General features: G+C 59.9%; 16 protein-coding genes and 1 pseudogene. 8 read left to right on the top strand and 9 right to left on the bottom strand.

Annotated elements, in window-relative coordinates:
* Positions 1-273 precede the first annotated feature (273 nt).
* Both ALP40_RS05330 and ALP40_RS05325 read left to right on the top strand, forming a co-directional pair.
* Positions 274-723 (top strand): helix-turn-helix domain-containing protein, encoded by a 450-nt coding sequence (locus ALP40_RS05330; protein WP_122207220.1) that lies wholly within the window; start codon positions 274-276, stop codon positions 721-723.
* Between the two features lie 30 nt (positions 724-753).
* A pseudogene (locus tag ALP40_RS05325) lies at positions 754-1,502 on the top strand (class I SAM-dependent methyltransferase); the annotation flags it as partial.
* A gap of 54 nt (positions 1,503-1,556) precedes the next feature.
* On the opposite strand, the gene ALP40_RS05320 reads toward ALP40_RS05325, so the two are convergent.
* Positions 1,557-2,420, bottom strand: coding sequence for an aldo/keto reductase family oxidoreductase (locus ALP40_RS05320; RefSeq protein WP_122207219.1), 864 nt, complete (start codon positions 2,418-2,420; stop codon positions 1,557-1,559).
* A gap of 99 nt (positions 2,421-2,519) precedes the next feature.
* Between ALP40_RS05320 and ALP40_RS05315 the strand changes: the two genes are divergently transcribed.
* The 4 genes from ALP40_RS05315 (at position 2,520) to ALP40_RS05300 (ending at position 7,627) form a co-directional block, all read left to right on the top strand.
* The gene (locus ALP40_RS05315) at positions 2,520-3,467 is read left to right on the top strand and encodes a LysR family transcriptional regulator (protein ID WP_122207218.1); all 948 of its coding nucleotides are present in this window, start codon (positions 2,520-2,522) and stop codon (positions 3,465-3,467) included.
* Positions 3,460-3,978: a GNAT family N-acetyltransferase gene (locus ALP40_RS05310; RefSeq protein ID WP_122207217.1), complete on the top strand. Its 519-nt coding sequence runs from the start codon at positions 3,460-3,462 to the stop codon at positions 3,976-3,978. The genes ALP40_RS05315 and ALP40_RS05310 overlap by 8 nt, the downstream gene beginning before the upstream one ends.
* A gap of 445 nt (positions 3,979-4,423) precedes the next feature.
* Positions 4,424-5,845, top strand: coding sequence for a sugar porter family MFS transporter (locus ALP40_RS05305; RefSeq protein ID WP_122207216.1), 1,422 nt, complete (start codon positions 4,424-4,426; stop codon positions 5,843-5,845).
* Between the two features lie 171 nt (positions 5,846-6,016).
* Positions 6,017-7,627, top strand: coding sequence for a M10 family metallopeptidase (locus ALP40_RS05300; protein ID WP_122207215.1), 1,611 nt, complete (start codon positions 6,017-6,019; stop codon positions 7,625-7,627).
* A 117-nt stretch (positions 7,628-7,744) separates the two neighbouring features.
* Here ALP40_RS05300 and ALP40_RS05295 read toward each other — a convergent pair whose 3' ends face one another.
* Entirely contained in the window at positions 7,745-8,758 is a 1,014-nt protein-coding gene (locus ALP40_RS05295) for a GlxA family transcriptional regulator (protein WP_122207214.1), read from the bottom strand.
* 59 nt (positions 8,759-8,817) lie between these two features.
* A complete protein-coding gene (locus tag ALP40_RS05290; protein WP_122207213.1) occupies positions 8,818-9,297 on the bottom strand; it encodes a nuclear transport factor 2 family protein in 480 nt (159 codons plus the stop codon).
* Between the two features lie 149 nt (positions 9,298-9,446).
* On the opposite strand from ALP40_RS05290, the gene ALP40_RS05285 reads away from it, so the two are divergent.
* Together ALP40_RS05285 and ALP40_RS05280 are read left to right on the top strand one after the other, a co-directional pair.
* Positions 9,447-10,763, top strand: a complete 1,317-nt coding sequence (locus ALP40_RS05285; RefSeq protein WP_122207212.1) for a sensor histidine kinase — start codon at positions 9,447-9,449, stop codon at positions 10,761-10,763.
* A 648-nt stretch (positions 10,764-11,411) separates the two neighbouring features.
* Positions 11,412-12,551: a polysaccharide lyase family 1 protein gene (locus ALP40_RS05280; protein ID WP_122207211.1), complete on the top strand. Its 1,140-nt coding sequence runs from the start codon at positions 11,412-11,414 to the stop codon at positions 12,549-12,551.
* A 54-nt stretch (positions 12,552-12,605) separates the two neighbouring features.
* On the opposite strand, the gene gspF is transcribed toward ALP40_RS05280, so the two are convergent.
* From gspF to gspK, 6 genes are read right to left on the bottom strand one after another with little or no spacing between them, the layout of a single operon-like run.
* Positions 12,606-13,817 (bottom strand): type II secretion system inner membrane protein GspF, encoded by a 1,212-nt coding sequence (gene gspF / locus ALP40_RS05275; protein ID WP_122207210.1) that lies wholly within the window; start codon positions 13,815-13,817, stop codon positions 12,606-12,608.
* A complete protein-coding gene (gene gspE / locus ALP40_RS05270) occupies positions 13,817-15,235 on the bottom strand; it encodes a type II secretion system ATPase GspE (protein ID WP_122207209.1) in 1,419 nt (472 codons plus the stop codon). The genes gspF and gspE overlap by 1 nt, the downstream gene beginning before the upstream one ends.
* Positions 15,232-17,604, bottom strand: coding sequence for a type II secretion system secretin GspD (gspD, locus tag ALP40_RS05265; protein WP_122207208.1), 2,373 nt, complete (start codon positions 17,602-17,604; stop codon positions 15,232-15,234). The genes gspE and gspD overlap by 4 nt, the downstream gene beginning before the upstream one ends.
* Positions 17,601-18,170: a type II secretion system protein GspM gene (gspM, locus tag ALP40_RS05260; protein WP_122207207.1), complete on the bottom strand. Its 570-nt coding sequence runs from the start codon at positions 18,168-18,170 to the stop codon at positions 17,601-17,603. Before gspM ends, gspD begins: the two co-directional genes overlap by 4 nt.
* Positions 18,163-19,347 (bottom strand): type II secretion system protein GspL, encoded by a 1,185-nt coding sequence (gene gspL / locus ALP40_RS05255; RefSeq protein WP_122207206.1) that lies wholly within the window; start codon positions 19,345-19,347, stop codon positions 18,163-18,165. Before gspL ends, gspM begins: the two co-directional genes overlap by 8 nt.
* Positions 19,344-20,324 (bottom strand): type II secretion system minor pseudopilin GspK, encoded by a 981-nt coding sequence (gspK, locus tag ALP40_RS05250; protein WP_122207205.1) that lies wholly within the window; start codon positions 20,322-20,324, stop codon positions 19,344-19,346. The genes gspL and gspK overlap by 4 nt, the downstream gene beginning before the upstream one ends.
* Between the last annotated feature and the right edge of the window lie 4 nt (positions 20,325-20,328).

Raw genomic sequence — 20,328 nt, 5'->3', positions numbered from 1 at the left:
TCGACCGGGGCTATCCACCCGGTCTGATCAAGTCAGCACCGTCGCTAACGCCCGCAAATTCGTTCAAGTTAGTACAAAACAGTATCAAACCGTTCAAACCATCCATTAGAATGTGCCAGCACTTCGGGTACCTGCCCGAGCCTTGCGCGCATGCTTTGCGGCGTATTGGATCTGAAACCTATTTCAGTCGCTGCCATATACGCTTTTTTGGCACCCTTATTCTTGCAGTACTGCCTGGAGATCCTCGGCAGGCAGTTTCTTGAGGACAGTTTTATGCCAGGCATTGGTCCACGCCTTAAACGAGAGCGACTGCGTTTGAAGCTTTCTCAAAGCGCACTGGGTGCGATAGGGGGAGTAGAAACCAACGCTCAGGGCAACTATGAGAACGGTATACGCTCCCCCCGAGCCGATTACCTGTCGCGCATTGCAGATGCTGGAATCGATGTGAGTTACGTGGTTACCGGGTTCAGCCTGGAACGCTCTACTCCCCAGATCGAAGGCCACGCAAACAGCGATTCGGAACGACTGAACCGAGTGATTGGCCGCCTGCACGGCAGCCTGCATGAGGTAATGCAGAACCTGTATCACGTTACCCGACTGGTCGAGGCGCGTTCCGAAGTGGACACGCTGGGTGCTTCTCATCTTGAAACCATCAAGGGGGACGCCGAAGCGATCACGATTGCGACCGTGCGCCTCATCTACATGACCGCCAGATTGAGGTAGGTTGTAGAGCCCGGTTACAAAACCGGACCGGACTACACCGTCATCGGCACCACGCTCTCCATCTCAGGCGAACGTCTGGGTGAAGCCTGCGACCTGAACTACGACGAAAAAATACTCGATGTGGCCGCCGGAAATGGCAATGCGACGCCCTCTGCCGCGCGTCGCGGCTGTAAGGTCGTATCCACTGATTACGCTTGCGCGCTTTTGGAGCGCGGCCGCGAACAATTACGCGCAGAACACCTCGATGTCGCGTTCCAGGAAGCCCATGCGCAAGCGCTTCCCTTTGAAGACGAGACCTTTGACGCGGTGTTGTCGACCTTTGGCGTGATGTTCACGTCAGATCAGAAAAAAGCGGCGTCAGAGCTGGCGCGGGTGTGCCGCCCCAAAGGCCGCATCGGCCTGACCTGCTGGACACCCGAAGGCTTTGTCGGTCAGATGCTTTCCACATTGAGACGCTCTATCGCGCTGCCAAAAGCCGCTGCGAAACCTTCGGACTGGGGCGTCAAAGGCTACTTGCACCAGCTCTTCGCCCACTGTTCGAGCGAAATTCGAGCCATCCCCAGAGTGTTCAACTTTCGCTACCGATCACCCGAGCACTTCATCGACGTCTTTAGCCGCTGGTACGGCCCGATGCAAAAAGCGTCAATGCATTGCCCGACGATCAGGTCGAGAAGCTGACGAATGATCTGCACGCATTGCTCAACCGAATGAATCGCTCGGGTACGAACGCCCTTGTCGTCCCGGCAGAATACCAGGAGGTGATGATCATTCGCTCCTGACACGCCTGGGACGTTCGCGCCAGATAGGCATCTATAAATGCCCATGACGAAGTGTCAGGCAATTTGATCCAGCTCTTCCAGACTCTCAGGGGGGATTACCAGACCACTGGCGCTGAGGTTCTCCTTGAGGTGCGCCACTGATGACGTTCCAGGAATCAGCAGCAGGTTGTCCGCACGCTGCATCAGCCAGGCAAGCGCCACGCACAGAGGTGATGCACCCAACCCGGCCGCAACGCGTGAGAGCGTCGCGGATTGAAGCGGCGTGAAGCCGCCCAGCGGGAAGAACGGCACATAGGCGATACCTTGCCTGCCCAGTTCGGCGATCAGTGGCTCGTCAACCCGGTGGGACAGGTTGTAGTGATTTTGCACGCAGACAATATCGGCGATGCCTTGAGCTTCGATGATTTGCGAGGCCGTGACATTGCTCAGGCCCATATGACGAATAAGCCCCTGACGCTGCAGCTCTGCCAGCGCCGTGAAAGGCGCTTCAATCGATCCCTCGCTGGGTGCCTGATGAGCCCCCCACGCCCGAAAATTAACCACATCCAGCACCTCCAGATCCAGATTGCGCAGGTTGTCATGGACGGCGCGGATCAGTTCGTCGGGGCTTTGTGCCGGATTCCACGACGCATCAGCACCCCGCACAGCGCCAACCTTGGTGACAATGACAAGCTCGTCCGCATAAGGATGCAGTGCCTGGCGAATGAGCTGGTTGGTGACGTGCGGACCGTAGAAGTCCGCCGTGTCGATATGGTTGACGCCCGCAGCGACGGCTGCGCGAAGGACAGCAACGGCGGCCGCCGGATCTTTTGTCGGGCCGAAGACCTGCGGGCCCGCCAACTGCATCGCGCCGTACCCCATGCGATTGACGCGCAGGTTTCCCAATGAAAATGTGTTTGCGTGGCTCGAAGTACTCATCAGATGCGTCTCGCTCCTAAGGATGAGTCGGACTATAGGCGTTGAGCACTGTCGCGATAATCAGGTGCAATCTGCACAGGTTGTACGGTATAGAGAACAATGAAAAACGATATTCAAGACTCGCTGGCCTTCGTGGCCGTCGTCAATGCCAAGGGGTTTCGCGAAGCGGCGCGTTTGAGCGGGCAGTCCGCGTCCAGTCTCAGCGACGCTATTCGCCGCATGGAAAGTCGGCTGGGCGTCCGGCTGCTCAACCGCACGACCCGCAGTGTGCTGCCGACAGAGGCTGGCAAGAAACTCATGGAGCGCATCGTGCCGGCGCTCGGCGAAGTCGAATCGGCGCTTGATGTGGTCAACGACTTTCGCGACAGGCCTTCAGGCACTTTGAAGCTGAACGTGCCACTGAGCGTCGCTCGCCTGGTGCTGCCGTCGATCATCACGCCCTTCCTGCAGACCTACCCAGACATCCGCCTGGAGCTGATCATTGAGGAAAGCTTCGTCGACGTGCTGGCCGCGGGCTGTGATGCCGGTATCCGTTACGAGGAGCGCCTCGAACAGGACATGATTGCCGTGCCTATCGGACCACGCACTCAGCGCTTCGCCACGGCCGCTTCACCGGAGTACCTGACCTCCCGAGGCCATCCCCAACACCCTCGGGATCTGCTCAACCATGCCTGCCTGCGCGGAAAATTTCCCAGTGGCTCGATGCCGCTCTGGGATTATGAAAAACAGGGCGAGACCCTGCGAGTAGACCCGTCCGGCCCGATGGTCTTCAGCATCGGCGGCGGTGTCGAGCTGTCAGTACAAGCGGCAATCGATGGGCTTGGCATCATCTACCTGTTCGATCAATGGCTACAGCCGTACTTCGACACTGGCAAGCTGGAACCGGTACTCGAATCCTGGTGGCCCAGTTTCTCGGGGCCGTACCTTTACTACCCCGGGCGCCGGTACTTGCCCTCTCCCTTGCGGGCGTTTGTGGATTTCGTCCAGGCTCATCAGCCCTCAGCCCATCAACCCGTTACGCTGACGAAGGTACAGAACAATGACTGAACACCGCTCGCGTTTGATTTATAGAAAACCTACACCTGCGGACCTGCCAAGGCTGTTCGACATCTATGGCGATCCGCGAACCCATCTGTTCAACCCGGCGGGGCCCTTGACCAGCCTGGCTCAGGCCGAATCGGTATTGAGCCGATGGCTCGAGCATTGGTCTGTCCACGGCTACGGCTGGTGGGCGGTCGCTACTGACGAAGCGCCGGACCAGGTAATAGGCTTTGGCGGCATCGCGCTGCACGATTATCTGGGCGAACAACGCGTCAATCTGGGTTATCGCTTTGCAGAACACGCCTGGGGCAAGGGGTTGGCAACACAACTGGGGAAAGCAGGGCTGGCCCATGCCTTCGAATCGCTTCACTTGCCACAGGTCTATGGGCTGGTTCGACCGGCACATGCGGCGTCGATCAAGGTGCTGGAAAAAATCGGCATGCAGCGCATCGGCGTTCTTGACGAAGTCCCAGGCCAGGCACCGAGTCTGGTCTTCAGAGCACGTGCGCACGGATAGAGTGTTTCGAACGGCTGCAACCGCTTCGTTTTTCGAGACGTTGCAGCTGTACAGGTACTCCACCCGGTCAACCCTGTCCAAGCCGACTTCCTGTACACGGTGCAAGGCCCTCTTGAACAGATGGTCACCGCCAAGGTTTCCGCAGGCCCGGGTCACCTGAACCGTTCGGGTTGTCTCGCTCACGCCAATGTTGGGGATATTGGCGCTGAGGTTTACGTCCACGCCGAATCAGGCTCTCGGTAGGTAGCAGTCCGTATCGGCTCCAAAGACATGCACTCAAGCGAATTGACGTAACGGCGAATAAACGGCGCCTTGCTGACAACGTCTGAAATCTTAACAAGCTGAATCGATTTTCCTCTCTTAGGGAACTCATGAAGCCGACACCGCCCTAAGCCTCACATCTGTACTGGCACGACGCTGGTTCTACGTGAAGGACTTTATATTCATGTCTTCAAGCATCACCTCGACGGCGGCTGGCCAGCCGGGTCGAAAGCAGGCATCACCCGGCCGATTGATCTTCATTTCAGTACTCGTCGCAACGATGGGGGCGCTCGCCTTCGGTTATGACACCGGCATCATTGCCGGCGCGCTACCGTTCATGACGCTGCCGATGGATCAGGGCGGATTGGGGCTCAATGCCTATACCGAAGGGCTGGTCACCGCCTCCCTCATCGTGGGGGCGGCTTTCGGGTCGCTCGCCAGCGGTTATATCTCGGACCGTTATGGACGCCGCGTGACGCTGCGCCTGTTGTCGATCCTGTTCATCTTCGGCGCCTTGGGCACAGCGATAGCGCCCTCCATTTCATTCATGATCGCCGCGCGCTTTGTGCTCGGTTTTGCCGTGGGCGGAGGTTCGGCGACTGTACCGGTGTTCATTGCCGAGATCGCCGGCCCGTCACGTCGCGCTCGGCTGGTCAGCCGTAACGAACTGATGATTGTCAGCGGTCAACTGTTGGCCTACGTACTGAGTGCCGTCATGGCGGCCTTGCTGCACACGCCGGGTATCTGGCGTTACATGCTGGCCATCGCGATGATTCCGGGTGTGCTGTTGCTGGTCGGGACGTTCTTTGTGCCGCCCTCCCCGCGCTGGCTGGCTTCGAAAGGCCGCTTCGACGACGCTCAGGATGTTCTGGAGCAGTTGCGCGATACGAAAGCAGACGCGCAGCGCGAAGTCGACGAGATGAAAGCCCAGGACAAGCAGGCGCGTAACCGTCCGGCGGTGAAGGATCTGCTGCGCCAGAGCTGGGTGATCAAGCTGTTACTGATTGGCGTGGGCCTGGGCTTTACCGCGCAGTTCACCGGCGTCAACGCTTTCATGTACTACACGCCGATCATCCTCAAGAACACTGGCATGGGCACCAACGCCGCGCTGACCGCCACCATCGGCAATGGCGTGGTGTCCGTCATCGCCACCTTGCTGGGCATCTGGGCCATTGGCCGTTACGGGCGTCGGCACTTGCTGATGACGGGCCTGGTCATGGTGATCCTGATGCAGGCGGCGCTGGGCTGTGTGCTGCAATTCATGCCGCAAAACCTGACCCAGAGCTATGCCGCCCTGGCCTGCATCCTGGTGTTTCTGCTGTTCATGCAAATGTGCATTTCGCCGGTCTACTGGTTGCTGATGTCGGAGCTGTTCCCGATGCAAGTCAGAGGCCTGCTGACAGGGGTCGCGGTGTCGATGCAATGGCTGTTCAACGCCTCGGTCGCCTTCACCTTCCCCATTGCGGTGGACGTCATCGGCAACCCGACGTTTTTCGTGTTCGCAGCCATCAACATCGGCTCGCTGATCTTCGTCTTCCTGTGCCTGCCCGAGACAAAAGGCAAATCGCTTGAGCAGATCGAAAAGCATCTGAAAAAAGAGCTGTAAGCCCAATCGCTGCAGACCCGAGAGCGTTCGGAATGTAGATTGCGAACGCTCTTCCTCGGGACTCACTGAGCGTCAAATGAAGAAATAGATAATAGTCACCGCGCTGCAATTCCGTACATTCTCCGACACGATACCGACCCTTCGTCTTTCCCCTCAAAGGACCGTGCCGCGATGCCTACACCCAGTGGTTTTACGCCAGTCGATCTGTTGACCGAAGAGGCGCCTGATGAACGAGTCACGAGCCTGTTGGCCGGTCCTTACTGGACATCCGAAGTTCAAGGCACTCACCTGACCTACAGCTTCCACACCGCAAACTCCTTGTATGCCGACAACTACAGCCGCAGCATGGAGCCTAATGATGCGTATTCGCTCACTGACGGTCAGATGGCAGCGGCCAATAGCGCACTGGCAGCCTGGAGTGCCGTGGCGGATCTGAGCTTCACTCAGGTCGAAGACACTGCTGACAACGTCGGTGACCTGCGTTTTGGCGGCTTCAAGGGACTCAGCGGCAAAGAGATGGGCCAGGCTTATATCCCGGGCGACGTGGCGCGCTCCGGCGATGTCTGGATCGGACCGGACGTCAAGGCTTCCACACCTGAAAAGGGCTCGCTGGATTACCTGACCTTCATTCACGAAATCGGTCATGCACTGGGCTTGAAGCATCCGTTCGAGGGGTCGCAGTACAACGATGTGCTGCTAGACACCAAATACGAAGACGCTCGCTACACGATCATGAGCTACACCAACGAATACAGCTTCAAACCGACCACACCCATGCTGCTGGACGTTCTGACCATGCAGTACATCTACGGTGCCAACACGACGTATCACACCGGTAACGACGTGTATAAGTGGGCCGCGGGTCAGTCAGTGTTCGAAACCATCTGGGATGCGGGTGGCAAGGACACCATCGATGCCAGCAATCAGGAGGCGTCGGTCAGGATCAACCTCAATCCAGGCGAATTCAGCACCATCGGCAAGGCGTTTCTGGATTACAACCACACCCCTGACAGCCCGACGGTCATGGACTCCGGGTTGGCCATCGCGTACGGCGCGGACATTGAGAACGCCATCGGTTCGGCTTTCAACGACACACTGATCGGCAACAAACTGGACAACGTGCTCGATGGCCGGGGTGGCGTAGACACCATGATCGGCGGGCTGGGCAATGACACCTACGTCATCGACCAGGCGGCTGAATTGGGGCTGGTGAAAGAACTCAAGGATGAAGGCATCGATTCGCTCAAAATCACCTTCGACAACACCTCGCCGACCGCGACGTTAATCGACCTCAATTCTGAAACGCTCTCGAACTTCGAAAACGTTCATTTGCGTGGAGAAGGTGCCTTCAACGTGCTGGGCAACGACCGCAGCAACACCCTGACCGGCAATGATGCGAACAATGTCCTTGATGGCGGTGCCGGCAAGGACAAACTGGTCGGTGGTCTGGGCACTGACACCCTGATCGGCGGCGCCGGTGCCGACCGCTTCGTGTTCAACGACGTGGCGGAAATGGGCAAAGGTCAAGCGCGGGACGTCATCACCGACTTTAACAGCCAGGAAGGCGACAAGCTGAGCTTCCTCAAGCTCGACGCCAATGTGGATACCAAAGCGCTGGACGCTTTTACCTTCGTGGGCAGCGAACAGTTCACCGGCGCAGGCCAGCTGCGCTTCGTCGACCACGTGCTGTACGGCAACGTCAACGCCGATTTGCATGCGGACTTCGAAATCGCAATGGTGGGCGTCAACAGCCTAAGCGCGCACGACATAGCGGTCGGCTGATCCCGTCAAAACCGCGTTTATGCCATCAGGAGCAGCGCCAGGGAGGCGCGCTGCTTTGAGTCGCGGCAGCGTCAACGGGTCCGTTTGAACACTGTCTAGCCGGGCTGCCCTTCCCCGTCAACGAACCAGCCGTTTCTCTTTCGAAGGGCGGTAACCGAAAAACGAGCTGTAGCATTTGCTGAAGTGGCTGGGCGAAACGAACCCGCACGCCACCAAGACCTCCACCTGCGACATCTCCGTATGCTGAAACAGGCGGCGGGCCTCCTTGAGCCTCAACTCGAGGTAATACCGTTGTGGCGTGGTGCCCAACTGTTCTTTGAACAGCCGCTCTATCTGACGACGCGAGCGACCTGCGTAAACCGCCAGCTGTTCAAGCTCAAGCGGCTCCTCGAGATTGTTGTCCATGAGCGTGATGACTTCACGCAACGGAGCGCTGACCGAGCTGTGCGCGGTCACCTTGATCCTTCTATAACGGGACTCTTCGAACGAGAGAATATCCTCGATGCCCTCGACCAAAGCCTTGTCGTGGAGCGCCCCTATCCATTCCAGTGCCATGTGAAACGCTCCTGACGGGCTGGAGGCGGTCAGGCGATCGCGATCGATGACGAACGCTTCACTGGTGACATTAGCGTCTCTGGACAGCTCAGCCAGTGCTGGACGGTGTTCCGGATGGAGTGCGCAACGGTAGCCCTCAAGCAGCCCGGCCGAGCCCAGAAACCAGGCGCCATTCCACAACCCTGCCAGCGTTACCCGATGCTCGGCTGCGCCCTTGAGCAGGGACGTCAGACGCGCCTCTGCCTTCAGTGCCGTCCTGTAACCTCCGCACACAAACAAGATATCCAGATCCGCAATGGATGGGTGGTCCAGACGCCTGTCAGGCCGGATGACCAGGCCCAGGTCACTCATGACCTCGCCGTCTTCGAGGCCGAATGTACACGGCGCGAACAACGCCGGCCTCAGCAGGTTCGCAGTCACCAGCGTGTCCAGCACCTGGGTGAATGCCGGCAGGGAAAAATGCTCCAGCAACAGGAAACCTGCGCGTGTCTGGCGCACAGGCTCGGGTTGGGGATCGTGCAGCGTGGAAAGAGGCTTGCCCTTTATGCCTGCGCTGAATTCACGGTGTTCGATCATGGTATTGATCTCGATGGCGATGACCCGGCCCCGCTGGCTGCGCTGGGTGAACAGATGGCTTAGAGCCCCAGGTCGGAAAGACCCGGATGATCATCCGGGCGACGCCCGAGCGGCCAATGGAATTTGCGTTCAGACTCCGTGATCGGCAGATCGTTGATGCAGGCAAAGCGGTTAGCCATCAGCCCATCGTCATTGAACGCCCAGTTCTCGTTGCCATAGGAGCGAAACCAGTTTCCCGAATCATCATGCCACTCATAGGCGTAGCGAACGGCAATGCGATGACCGTCGAAGGCCCAGAGTTCCTTGATCAGGCGATAGTCCAGCTCCTTCGCCCATTTACGTTCCAGGAACCGCTGCGCCTGCTCGCGGTTGGTAATGAACTCGGCACGGTTACGCCACTGGGTGTCCGCTGTGTAGGCTTGCGCCACCTTTTCAGGGTTACGGCTGTTCCAGCCATCTTCGGCCAGGCGAACCTTTTCAATGGCGGATTCGCGGGTAAACGGTGGCAGTGGTGGACGGGTTGCGACGTTGGACGACATGCTGAAGCCTCCAGACAGATTGGCCGTCGAGGTAACCAGACCTTAACCAAAGCCGCAAGCCCCAAAACAGACCTCGCAAGTACCTTGCTGTCGTCTCGACTCTACAGGCATCATACCGGCACATTTTGCCCTCGCCGCGATGCTTTCCGATGACCCACCGCCCCGCCCCCTTCCCGGCCAATGAGGCAGATCGAATCCTGTCGCTGGAGCATCTGGGGATTCTCGACAGCGCGCCTGAGCAGGGTTTCGACGATGTCGTGCGATTGGCAACGACGCTGTGCGACGCCCCCATCGCACTGGTATCGCTGGTGGACCGTGAGCGCCAATGGTTCAAGGCCTGTCTTGGCCTGGACGTGCGCGAAACCCACCGCGACCTCGCGTTCTGCGCCCATGCAATTCTGGCACCGACAGAGGTATTGGTTGTCGAGGACGCCACGCTCGACCCTCGCTTCGAACACAGTGCGCTGGTTCTCGGCCCGCCTTATATCCGCTTTTATGCCGGCGCGCCGATCTGCAGCGATACGGGTCTGCCGATGGGCACTGTTTGTGTCATCGATACGAAACCACGCAGCCTGAGCGATTCGCAACGTCTGGCACTGCAAGCCCTGGCGCGCCAGACAGCCGCCCTGATGCAATTGCGCATGCTGGGCGAGCAGCATGAACAACGTGCAGCAGCGCTGACCCAAGAGCTTGAGAACGCCCAGGGCCACAACCGTGCCACAGAAAAGAACCTGCGCCATTCCCAGCGGGTATCGTCGCTGGGCATGCTGACGGCAAGTATCGCCCATGACTTCAACAACCTGCTGCAGGCACTGAGCGCCAGCCTGCAATTGGTGCGCATGCGAGCGCGGCGCCCGTCTGATGTGGAAAGCCTCAGCGAAACCGGTCTGCAGGCGGTCGAGCATGGCCGTCAGCTGGTCAGCCGTCTGCTGTCGAGCGTTCGTCAGGACGGCCCGGAATTGATCTGCATCGACGTGAGCGAGCGGTTGGAAGCAGCCCATGATTTGCTATTGCGTTCGGTGGGTAACGAGATGGAGCTGTCATTCGATCTCGCCGCCAAAGGCTGGGGTGTGCTGTGTGTCGAGGCTCAATTGCATGCGGCCATTCTGAACCTGCTTGCCAACGCACGAGACGCCATGTCCGGGCCTGGCAACGCCCGCATAGCAACGCGTATGGAAACCGTCACAGACGACCTGCGATTGCCGGAAGGCGATTACCTGGTCATCAGCGTGACCGACAATGGTCCGGGCATGGCCGCAGAGCTGGCATCACGAATCTTCGAACCGTTTTTCACCACCAAAAAGACCGGATTGGGTACCGGACTGGGCCTGGCTCAGGTTCAGGAGTTCGCCGTGAACGCCGGTGGCGGCGTGCGGGTCGAGACGGCACCCGGCAACGGCACTTGCATGAAACTCTACCTGAGAATCCTGGGGCGCATCGACACCGCTCAGGCCCACTTCGTCTGATCTTCACTTCCCTTCGTTGTTCGCTTACATGCCCTGCAATGACCGCTGGGCGAAGGTGTTTTAAGGCAACGTTCTGAAGAACGTCTCCCATCGCATCATTCATCTAATAAATGGTCGATCATTCACTTTTCGAAGGCATGGATAATTGGCCTGTTTATTCATGAAACTGCGAACCCATCACCCTCGGGTGCCGTTAGCAAGTTGCCAGTTTTTTGACCCATTCCCACCTGCCCGCAATAAACCCTCGCTGCCATTAACCTTTTCTCTCAGTCGGTTTAAGCGCAATAAAAGACCTGACGTCATACATAAAATGGGACGTACGTACAGCTCTTCTGTACCTACTTTTTTCCGCAAGAAAGCGAAAAAACCTTTTAAAACTCTCTATTTCAGCTAGTTAACATACACAGCCGACTGACCCTGCCGTAAATCCCTTTCAATCAATGTCACATCCATGCTGCACAAATGAGATTTATTATCTATTACGATATATGTCGTCATACAACATTAATCATTTATCAAACTGTGATCTATATTCGCCAAACAGCAAACGGTTGTTTGCACGGCATCAAGAGCAAATGGACGTTTGCTGGTGAGACACGCAGTTGTCTGCTGCGGGTTGTAACTCAAATTAATCAAGGATCCGATTAAATGGTTAAGTCTCAAAAACACCTGTCGCTCACGCTTGCAAGCGGTCTGTTCGGATCGCTGATGCTGGTCACGCTGTCTGCCCACGCCGATATTGCAACCGATGTAGCCACCACGGGCTGGGCCACTCAGAACGGGGGCACTAAAGGTGGCTCGCGAGCGGCGTCGAACAATATCTACACCGTCAAGAATGCCGCTGAGCTCAAAGCTGCATTGGCGGCGTCGGTGGGCAGCAACGGCCGTATCATCAAGATCACTGGCCTGATCGATGTGAGCGAAGGCAAGCCCTACACCAAGACATCAGACATGAAATCCCGAGGCCGTCTGGACATACCCGGCAAGACCACCATTGTGGGCACCAGTAGCAGTGCGGAGATCCGTGAGGGTTTCTTCTATGCCAAGGAAAACGATGTAATCATCCGCAACCTCACCATTGAGAACCCGTGGGACCCGGAGCCGATCTGGGACGCCGATGACGGCAGCGACGGTAACTGGAACTCCGAGTACGACAGCCTGACGGTCGAAGGCGCCAACAATGTGTGGGTCGACCACGTGACCTTCTCCGACGGACGTCGCACCGACGACCAGAACGGCACCGCCAACGGTCGGCCCAAGCAGCACCATGACGGTGCTCTGGACGTCAAGAACGGCGCCAACTACGTAACCATCTCGTATTCAATCTTCAAGAATCACGAAAAGAACAACCTGATCGGATCGAGCGACAGCAAGACCACCGACGAGGGCAAGCTCAAGGTTACTATCCACAACACGCTGTTCGAAAACATTTCGGCCCGTGCGCCGCGTGTACGCTTCGGCCAGGTACACCTGTACAACAACTATCACGTGGGCAGCACCAGCCACAAAATCTACCCGTTCTCCTACGCGCATGGCGTTGGCAAGAATTCGAAGATTTTCTCGGAGCAGAACGCGTTCGAGATCAGCGGTATCAGCGGCTGCGACAAGATTGCCGGTGATTACGGTGGAAGCGTCTATCGTGACAGCGGCTCGCGACTGAACGGCACGGTGTTGAAATGTGACTGGGGCACTAACATCGGCTGGACTGCGCCTTACAGCTACAGCCCGCTGAGCGCCGACAAAGTGGCGGCGGACGTCAAGGCCAAGGCAGGCGCTGGCAAGATCTGACGCTGATCGTTTTAACTGAAGGCCCTCCTGATCGAGGGCCTTTTGCATGAGGCATCAACCCACCAATTGATTGATTTCGATGATGGGCAGCAGCACTGCCAGCACGATCACCAGCACCACACCGCCCATCACCACGATCATCAAGGGTTCGAGCAACGCGGTCATGCCCATCGCACGGCGCTCGATATCCCGCGACAACGTCTGCGCAGCGCGCTCCAGCATGGGCGGCAGCGCACCGGTTTTCTCGCCGCTGGCAATGAGGTGGATGAGCAATGGCGGAAAGACCTTCTCCACCCGCAAGGCGGCGGCCAGGTTCACGCCTTCGCGCACCTTGGCGGTGGCTTCGGCGACGCTCTGGCTCAGACGGTCATTGGATAGGGTCTGACGCGCCGCCTCCAGCGCGCGCAGCAAAGGCACGCCGGCACCGCCCAGAATCGCCAGGGTCGAGGCAAAGCGTGCGGTATTCAGCCCTAGCACGAAGCGACCGATCAGCGGCAGACGCAACACACGAGCGTGCCAGCTCAGACGCGCCGCAGGATTGCGCAGATACAGGCGCCAGCCCCACACACCCGTCAAAAAGCCGAGCAGGCAGAGCCAGCCCCATCTGCGGATGAAATCGCTGGCATTGAGCATGGCCAGGGTAAGCCCGGGCAGGTCCTGACGCGCCTGTGAGAACGCGCTGACCACCTGAGGCACGACGTAACTCAACAGAAAAATCACGATCGCAATCGAGACCAGCCCAACCACGCCGGGGTAGATGAAGGCGGTGAGAATCTTGCTGCGCAGGCCGTTGCGTTCCTCGATGTAGTCCGCCAAGCGCTCCATAACGTGGGCCAGATCACCGGACTCCTCCCCCGCCGCAATCAAGGCCCGGTAAATGTCTGGAAAATCACCCGGGCGTGCCGCCAGGGCTTCGGTCAGGCGCATGCCGCTGCGCACGTCGCTGCGCACCGCGCCCAGGGTCTGGATAATGTGCTTGCGCTCGGCCTGTTCCAGCGTGGCGCTCAAGGCCTCGTCCAGCGGCAACCCGGCACCCAGCAGGCTCGCCAGTTGGCGAGTGACTGAGGCCAGGTCGGTGTCCGACAGCCGGGCGCTGAATAACCCTCGTCCGCCGCTGCCAGCCCGGACGGCCTCGATGTCGACCTGTAATGCCGTCAGACCGCGACCGCGCAAAGCCGCGAACGCAGCGTTCTGGCTATCGGCCTCCAGATGCCCCGATTCGATCCTGCCCTGCGCATCGGCAGCTTCATAGCGATAACGATTCATCAGACGTCCCGTGTCACACGCAGAATTTCTTCCGGCGCTGTAAAGCCGCCACGCACCCAGCGTGCGCCATCCTCGCGCATGCTCAACATCCCGGCGCGACGTGCCGCCACGCGCAATGCCTGCTCGTCGGCCCCGCTGTGGATCAGGCTGCGGACATCGTCATCGACACAGAACAGCTCATGAATGCCGGTTCGGCCGCTGTACCCGATCTGATTGCAGGACGCGCAGCCTACCGGTCGCCAACTGCCAACGACGGCCGGGTCTGGCTGTTTGCAGTGCGGGCACAGGCGACGCACAAGACGTTGAGCGAGCACGCCCAGCAGTGACGACGCCAGCAGAAACGGCTCGACACCCATGTCGATCAACCGATTGACGGCCGACACCGAATCGTTGGTGTGCAGGGTCGCCAGCACCAGGTGCCCGGTCAGCGAGGCCTGCACCGCGATCTGTGCGGTTTCCAGATCACGAATTTCGCCGATCATGATGATGTCCGGGTCCTGACGCAGGATGGCGCGCAGGGCCAAGGCAAATGTCATGTCGATGCGGGCGTTGACCTGAATCTGGCTGATACCCGGCAGGTCGTATTCCACCGGATCCTCAACCGTCAGGATGTTGCTGGTGCTGGCGTCCAGTCGCGCCAGCGCCGCGTACAGGCTGGTGGTCTTGCCGCTGCCGGTTGGCCCTGTGACCAGCACGATGCCGTGGGGCTGGCGAATCAGGTGATCGAGCCTGGCGAGCAGGTCCGGGTCCATGCCCAGGGTTTCCAGTCGCAGACGTCCGGCTTGCTTGTCCAGCAGACGCATCACCACGCGTTCGCCGTGACCGGTGGGCACTGTGGAGACACGAATGTCGATGGGACGTCCGGCCACCCGCAAAGCGATTCGCCCGTCCTGGGGCAGGCGTTTCTCGGCGATGTCCAGTTGCGCCATGATCTTGATTCGCGACACCAGCGAGCCGTGCAGCGCCTTGCGCGGCGACACCACATCGCGCAGCGTGCCATCGACGCGGTAGCGCACCACCGAATGGCTTTCATAGGGCTCGATGTGAATGTCGCTCGCCTCATCCCGAGCGGCCTGAGTGAACAGCGCATTGATCATGCGGATGACGGGCGCACCCTCCTGCGCATCCAGCAGGTCGGTGATTTCCGGGATGTCCTGCATCAGGCGATCCAGATCAGCCTCGCTCTCCGCCGCGCCGACCACCGCCGCAGCACTGCCGGTATCGGCGTACGCCGCTGTCAGCAGCCCGTCCATTTGCGCATCATCGACACGTTCAAGACGGGCCGGACCGAACTGGCGTCGTGCCTCGTTGATTGCCCAGCCGGGCGTAGACTGGCACAAGACCAGCACCGCACCCTGCTCGCTGTGTCGCAAAAGAAGGCGTTGCGCCTTGGCCCAGGCGTACGGCAAGGCGTTCATGGCGAGGGGGCCGGTACTGGAACGGCGCGAATGGTCGCCCGCGGCATTTGTTCACGCACCGGCATCGGTTCAGGGATCGCCTTGGCCGCCGAAGGCAGTTGCGGCCCCTGCATGTCCGGCAATGCCCAGTTGCGCTCAGGCTGCAGGGCGCCTTGGGCACGACGCATGTAGTCGTAACGATTGAGGGTGATGCTGCGCCCGGCGCCAATGTCACGAATGATGTAGGGACGCAGGAACACCATCAGGTTGGTTTTGGTGAGCTGGCGGCGTTCGTTACGAAACAGTACGCCCAACACCGGGATTCTCGACAACCAAGGCACCGCATCATTGCTTTGGTTGTAACCGTCCTGAAGCAGCCCGCCCAAGACCATGATCTGCCCGTCGTCGAGCAGAATGCTGGTGTCGATGGCGCGCTTGTTGGTGACCGTGCCCGCGTCGACAGAGGCACGCTGGTCGACGCTGCTGACCTCCTGATAGATGTCCAGTTTGACGGTGCCGCCTTCGGAAATTTGCGGACGCACGTTGAGCTTCAGGCCGACTTCCTCACGCTCCACGGTCTGGAACGGGTTGTTGCTGGTGCCGCCCCCGCCCGTCACGTAACTGCCGGTGACGAAGGGAATGGTCTGCCCGACGAAGATGCTCGCCGCTTCGTTGTCCAGTGTCAGCAGGTTCGGCGTGGACAGCACGTTGCTGCCGCCTTTGCTTTTCAGCGCTCGCGCCAGCACCTTGAGGTCCAGCACTTCGCCGATGCCCGGAATGGTCACCGCACCTTTCACCACGCCGACATTCAACCCCGACGGCAGCACATCAATCGTCGTGCCGCCAGCCGGATTACTGACCAGCCCGCTGCCGCCCAGATTAGCACCACCGAACACGCCGCTGCCGCTCAGATTGCCGGTCTGCCATTGCACGCCGAACTCGCTGGCATCGTCCTCACCGACTTCGACAATCAGGCTTTCGATCACCACTTGGGCACGCCGCTGATCCAGTTGGTCGATCACTTCACGCAGGTTGCGATAGAGGGGTTCGGGTGCCGAGATCAATAAGGTGTTGGTGGTCGGGTCAGCTTGAATGGTCACGCCGCCAGCGGTGAACGCGGTGCTTTGACCGGCCTGCTGACCGCTCAGTCCGGTGCTGCCCGTCGTGGCACTGCCCTGCCCATAGCCACTGCCGCCTGCGCTGCTTGCCGTGCCGCTGGTGGCGGCGGCGGAACCAAGGTTGCCCTGTCCGTCATTTTTGCTGCCTGTTGCCCCCATGCCGCTCAACATCGCACGTGCGCTGTCTGGCATACCGCTGTCGCTTTCGCCCGTCAGCAGACCGCGCAAGGCCTGGGCCAGCTTGCCGGCCTGAGCATTGCGCAGATAGACCACGTGCAGGTTGCTCGGATTGCTCTGGGCGTTGTCCAGCTTGTAGATCAGGTTGCGTGCCAGTTCGGTGCGCTCGGGGCTGCCTGCGCGGATGATGATGGCGTTGGAGCGCGGATCGCCGATCACGCTGATTTTTTGTGTCGGATCGCCGCCCTGTGTGTCCAGCAGCTCGCTGACCATGTTGGCGATGTCCACGGCAATCCCGTTGCGCACCGAGACCACGTCGGTGTCGATGGCACTGGGCGTGTCGATGCCATCGATGATTTGCGCCACCCGGGTCAGGTTTTCAGCGTAATCGGTGACCACAATGGTGTTGTTGCCGGGATAGGCGTTGATCGGGTTGTTCGGCGACACGATGGGCCGCAACACCGGAATCAGATTGACCGCGTTTTCGTATTGCAGACGAAACGTGCGGGTCAGCATGCCATTGGCGGCAGGCTTGTCGGGGTTGTACAGCGGGCCGCCCAGCAGCTTGGCATCCGCTTCGGGCACCACATGCGCGACGCCGCCGACATCGACCACACTGAAGCCTTGCATGCGCAGCGCAGCCAGCAACATATCGTAGGCCTGAACCGCGGGCACCTGGCCCTCACTGACCAGCGTCAAAGTCCCGGTGACGCGGGGGTCCAACAGGAACTGCTGGCCGGTCGAACGAGACAGCGCCCGTACGACCGCCTGAATGTCGGCCTCGACAAAGTTGAGTTGCACCGGCTGATTGCCCAGCACGCTGCGCGCCGGGGCGGGACTGCGGACACTTGCCTGCCTGCGCGATGATGTAATCGGGTGCTGAACGCTGGACGTGTTCACAACGGCCGCTTGAGCACGCGGCCTGTCGAGTAGCGCATCGCCTGTGCGATGTGTGCTGGCCAGCGGCTGCCCCAATTCGCTGTCCACCCGCAACGCAGTTGTCGGTGATGAACTGCTGCACGCCCCCAGCGCCAGCAGCATGAACGGTAACGCTTTACGGCACTGGCGCGCATAATTGAAGCCTGATCCCTTCATAAAGCTTCCTTGATGACGCTGGGCGCCCGATCCATGCTAACCATCCCGGACAGGCGAGCTGCCGAGACCTGTGCGGAAAGCGCGTCTGCGCGTTGCAGACGGGCTTCGATAACCTGTAACGAAAGCTGTCCTGGCTGCTCCAACAGCCACCTCATGACACCGTCAGCCGGTGCGCTGTCGAACGTCAGTTGCCAGGCCGACTCGCGGTTCCCGCTTTCAGTCTGCAACTGATAGCGGCCCTCAAGCCCGGCCTCTTCAAGACTTGCGCGCAATGCGTGCTCCAGGCTCTGCCCCGTTGCCCGCGAGCGTGGGGTTGGCATCTGTTGCAGCAAACCTTCCAGCGTCTGGTTCTGAGTTCGCAGTTTGGGGAGTTCGGTTTGCCAGTAAGCGATTGTCTGCAACGGCGGCTGGATCAACACTAGCCACACCAGCAATCCGCAGAACACCAGCGCGGCACCCGCCAGCAATTGCCGTTCTCTGCGCGTAAGACCTGACCAGGCAACCGCTGCGCGACCCCGCCAGAACACCCAGCGTGTTTTCACACGATTGAGCGTCGCACTATTCATTTTTGTCACCCTGAGCGCCCTCAGTGTCGCTCACCGCAGACTCGGCCAGCGGGCTCAGGATCCACAGACGGTCCTCGCGATTGACACTCACCCCGGCCTGTTTCAGTGTCTCCTGCCAAGCCGCGTCGAGGGGCACCAGCGGTGTTTCGGCGAGCATTTGCAGTTGCAGGCGGCCCTCGTGATACGTCAGGTTCTGCACGCTGCCTGCCATGAAAGGCATGCCTTCGGCAGCGTGTTGCAACAGATGATTGAAGCGCTGACCGGAATCGGACCCAGCTGCCTGAGTGCGCGCGGCCAATTGCTGACGGGCCTGTTGCAGCGGGTTGAGAATCACCGGCAGTTCGGGAAAGGCCTGTTTGACGCGCTGGCTCATTCCGGCTTTCAGCGCCCGCCCCTGCGCGGCCTCACGGGCGGCGTAGAAATTCAGCCCCAAGGCCCACACCACAACAGCCAGCGCGCAGCACGCCACGGCGGGTGTCCAACTGGACGTTTGACGTGTGCCGCGGATCAACCCCGCGTGCAGGCTCCACCCCGGCGCAGCACCACTCAGGCTCAGCGCCGACGCATCAGGTCCGTTGTCATCCAGCCGACACACCTCATGGCCGAAGACCAGACGCCCATCCAGGCTGTTGCCGTTCCTCTCTTCGGCGCTGTCATCGGAACAGGGTTGCACCACGGCCTGATCAACGCTGTAACGCAGCAGCCAGTGTTCATCCAGCACGCAAGCGCTCACCTGCCCCGCCAGCGGAACCGGCAGGCCGAACGACGCCGGGTACAGTCCGCGCAATGACAGCCGCATCCGGTCCAACACATCGATCAACTGATGCAGGGCGCTTTTCGCCAGCCAGCCCAGATGAACACGCCCCTGTGCGTCACGGGTGCTGTGGGCAATGTGCATCTCATCGACAGGGCCTAGCAGGAGTGCTTGCGCGGCGCAGATAACAGCGGCATGGAGGCGTGATCCTGACAATGGCGGCAGATCGAGGCGGGTCGAAATGCTGTCCAGCGGGTGCAGATAGCACTCCACGGCACGCGTTTTTTTGTTCGCGCCGAGCACTGACAATGTGCTGCGTCCGCTTTCAATGATATGGCCGGCACGATCCAGTCGTACGAAGGCAAGCTCGCTGACTTCGGTCAATTGAGCCAAGGGTGGCAGGGCGATGCGCAGACCGTTCATATGCCCACCCGGGACCAGATGACACGCGGTATTGCCTCGCCGACACGATGCAACAAAGCCTGGATGCTGACCTGACGTTGCTGAGGCCGCGCCTGCCCTCGCAACATGAACCATTCGCTGGTAATGCCCACCTTGAGGTTGTCGACGGTCAACGTCGGCACACGAAGCCGATTGACCAGATCCCCACGATTGACGAACCACAGCCCCCGGTCACGTTCGGACACCACCGCTTGCGCCCTGGACAGCGACAGGCCGGGAATGACCGCCGCCAGGACTTCGGGGCTGGCGGTATTGCCGTTCACCCAGGTATTGCCCGGCAACACACTGACGTAATCATCCAGCCGCGCCAGGGACGCTTCGCTGAGACCGGCTAGCCCACGCAGATCGTCGAGGCTGCGCAACATCGGCTGCGTCGCGGGCAAAAGGGTTTGCGCAGGGGTGGACGACGTCGCTCGACCACTGTCCAGACGGCTTGTGTCACCGCTGGCCACAGGCAGCGACAGCAGCCGTGGATAGGAGGCAATCACCCGCTGGCTGATGCGTTGAGCCAGCGCGCCGTCAATGCCGATCATCGCGCACAATCGCTCGAAACTGCGCTGTTGGCCGGCGTCCAGTTGCTGGTTGGTGAGCAGGTTACGCAAATTGAATTTGCCCTGCTGATCCTGCAACTGCCCCTCGAAATCCCCCGGCACGGCATGCGAGACATCGTTTGTAATGGGCCTGGCCCAAGGCTGATCAAGGCGGGTCGAAGGGTCCTGCTGCCGTGATTCCCACAGCAACTGGCGGCTGATTTCAAGGCCGCCCATCAACGCGTTGCTGCCCTGCACGCGGGACTGTTCGGCCTCGATACTTCGGGTCAGCACGCCTTGACGGGTGAGCATTCCGGCCGCGATCACCGCAACGATTGCGGCGATCAGCAAGGCGCTGATAATCGCCGAGCCACGCTGGCTGAGCGCGTTGAAAAAGACCTTATTCATGGCA

This window comes from Pseudomonas viridiflava (genome assembly GCF_003702045.1).
GTDB classification, from domain to species: Bacteria; Pseudomonadota; Gammaproteobacteria; order Pseudomonadales; family Pseudomonadaceae; genus Aquipseudomonas; species Aquipseudomonas viridiflava_C.
This window is presented reverse-complemented; position numbering and strand designations above follow the sequence as displayed.

Bases quoted from the DNA above. Each gene is read 5' to 3' on its own strand.
- ALP40_RS05330 (WP_122207220.1), top strand. From the start codon at position 274: ATGCCAGGCATTGGTCCACGCCTTAAACGAGAGCGACTGCGTTTGAAG.
- ALP40_RS05320 (WP_122207219.1), bottom strand. From the start codon at position 2,420: ATGAGTACTTCGAGCCACGCAAACACATTTTCATTGGGAAACCTGCGC.
- ALP40_RS05315 (WP_122207218.1), top strand. From the start codon at position 2,520: ATGAAAAACGATATTCAAGACTCGCTGGCCTTCGTGGCCGTCGTCAAT.
- ALP40_RS05310 (WP_122207217.1), top strand. From the start codon at position 3,460: ATGACTGAACACCGCTCGCGTTTGATTTATAGAAAACCTACACCTGCG.
- ALP40_RS05305 (WP_122207216.1), top strand. From the start codon at position 4,424: ATGTCTTCAAGCATCACCTCGACGGCGGCTGGCCAGCCGGGTCGAAAG.
- ALP40_RS05300 (WP_122207215.1), top strand. From the start codon at position 6,017: ATGCCTACACCCAGTGGTTTTACGCCAGTCGATCTGTTGACCGAAGAG.
- ALP40_RS05295 (WP_122207214.1), bottom strand. From the start codon at position 8,758: ATGATCGAACACCGTGAATTCAGCGCAGGCATAAAGGGCAAGCCTCTT.
- ALP40_RS05290 (WP_122207213.1), bottom strand. From the start codon at position 9,297: ATGTCGTCCAACGTCGCAACCCGTCCACCACTGCCACCGTTTACCCGC.
- ALP40_RS05285 (WP_122207212.1), top strand. From the start codon at position 9,447: ATGACCCACCGCCCCGCCCCCTTCCCGGCCAATGAGGCAGATCGAATC.
- ALP40_RS05280 (WP_122207211.1), top strand. From the start codon at position 11,412: ATGGTTAAGTCTCAAAAACACCTGTCGCTCACGCTTGCAAGCGGTCTG.
- gspF (WP_122207210.1), bottom strand. From the start codon at position 13,817: ATGAATCGTTATCGCTATGAAGCTGCCGATGCGCAGGGCAGGATCGAA.
- gspE (WP_122207209.1), bottom strand. From the start codon at position 15,235: ATGAACGCCTTGCCGTACGCCTGGGCCAAGGCGCAACGCCTTCTTTTG.
- gspD (WP_122207208.1), bottom strand. From the start codon at position 17,604: ATGAAGGGATCAGGCTTCAATTATGCGCGCCAGTGCCGTAAAGCGTTA.
- gspM (WP_122207207.1), bottom strand. From the start codon at position 18,170: ATGAATAGTGCGACGCTCAATCGTGTGAAAACACGCTGGGTGTTCTGG.
- gspL (WP_122207206.1), bottom strand. From the start codon at position 19,347: ATGAACGGTCTGCGCATCGCCCTGCCACCCTTGGCTCAATTGACCGAA.
- gspK (WP_122207205.1), bottom strand. From the start codon at position 20,324: ATGAATAAGGTCTTTTTCAACGCGCTCAGCCAGCGTGGCTCGGCGATT.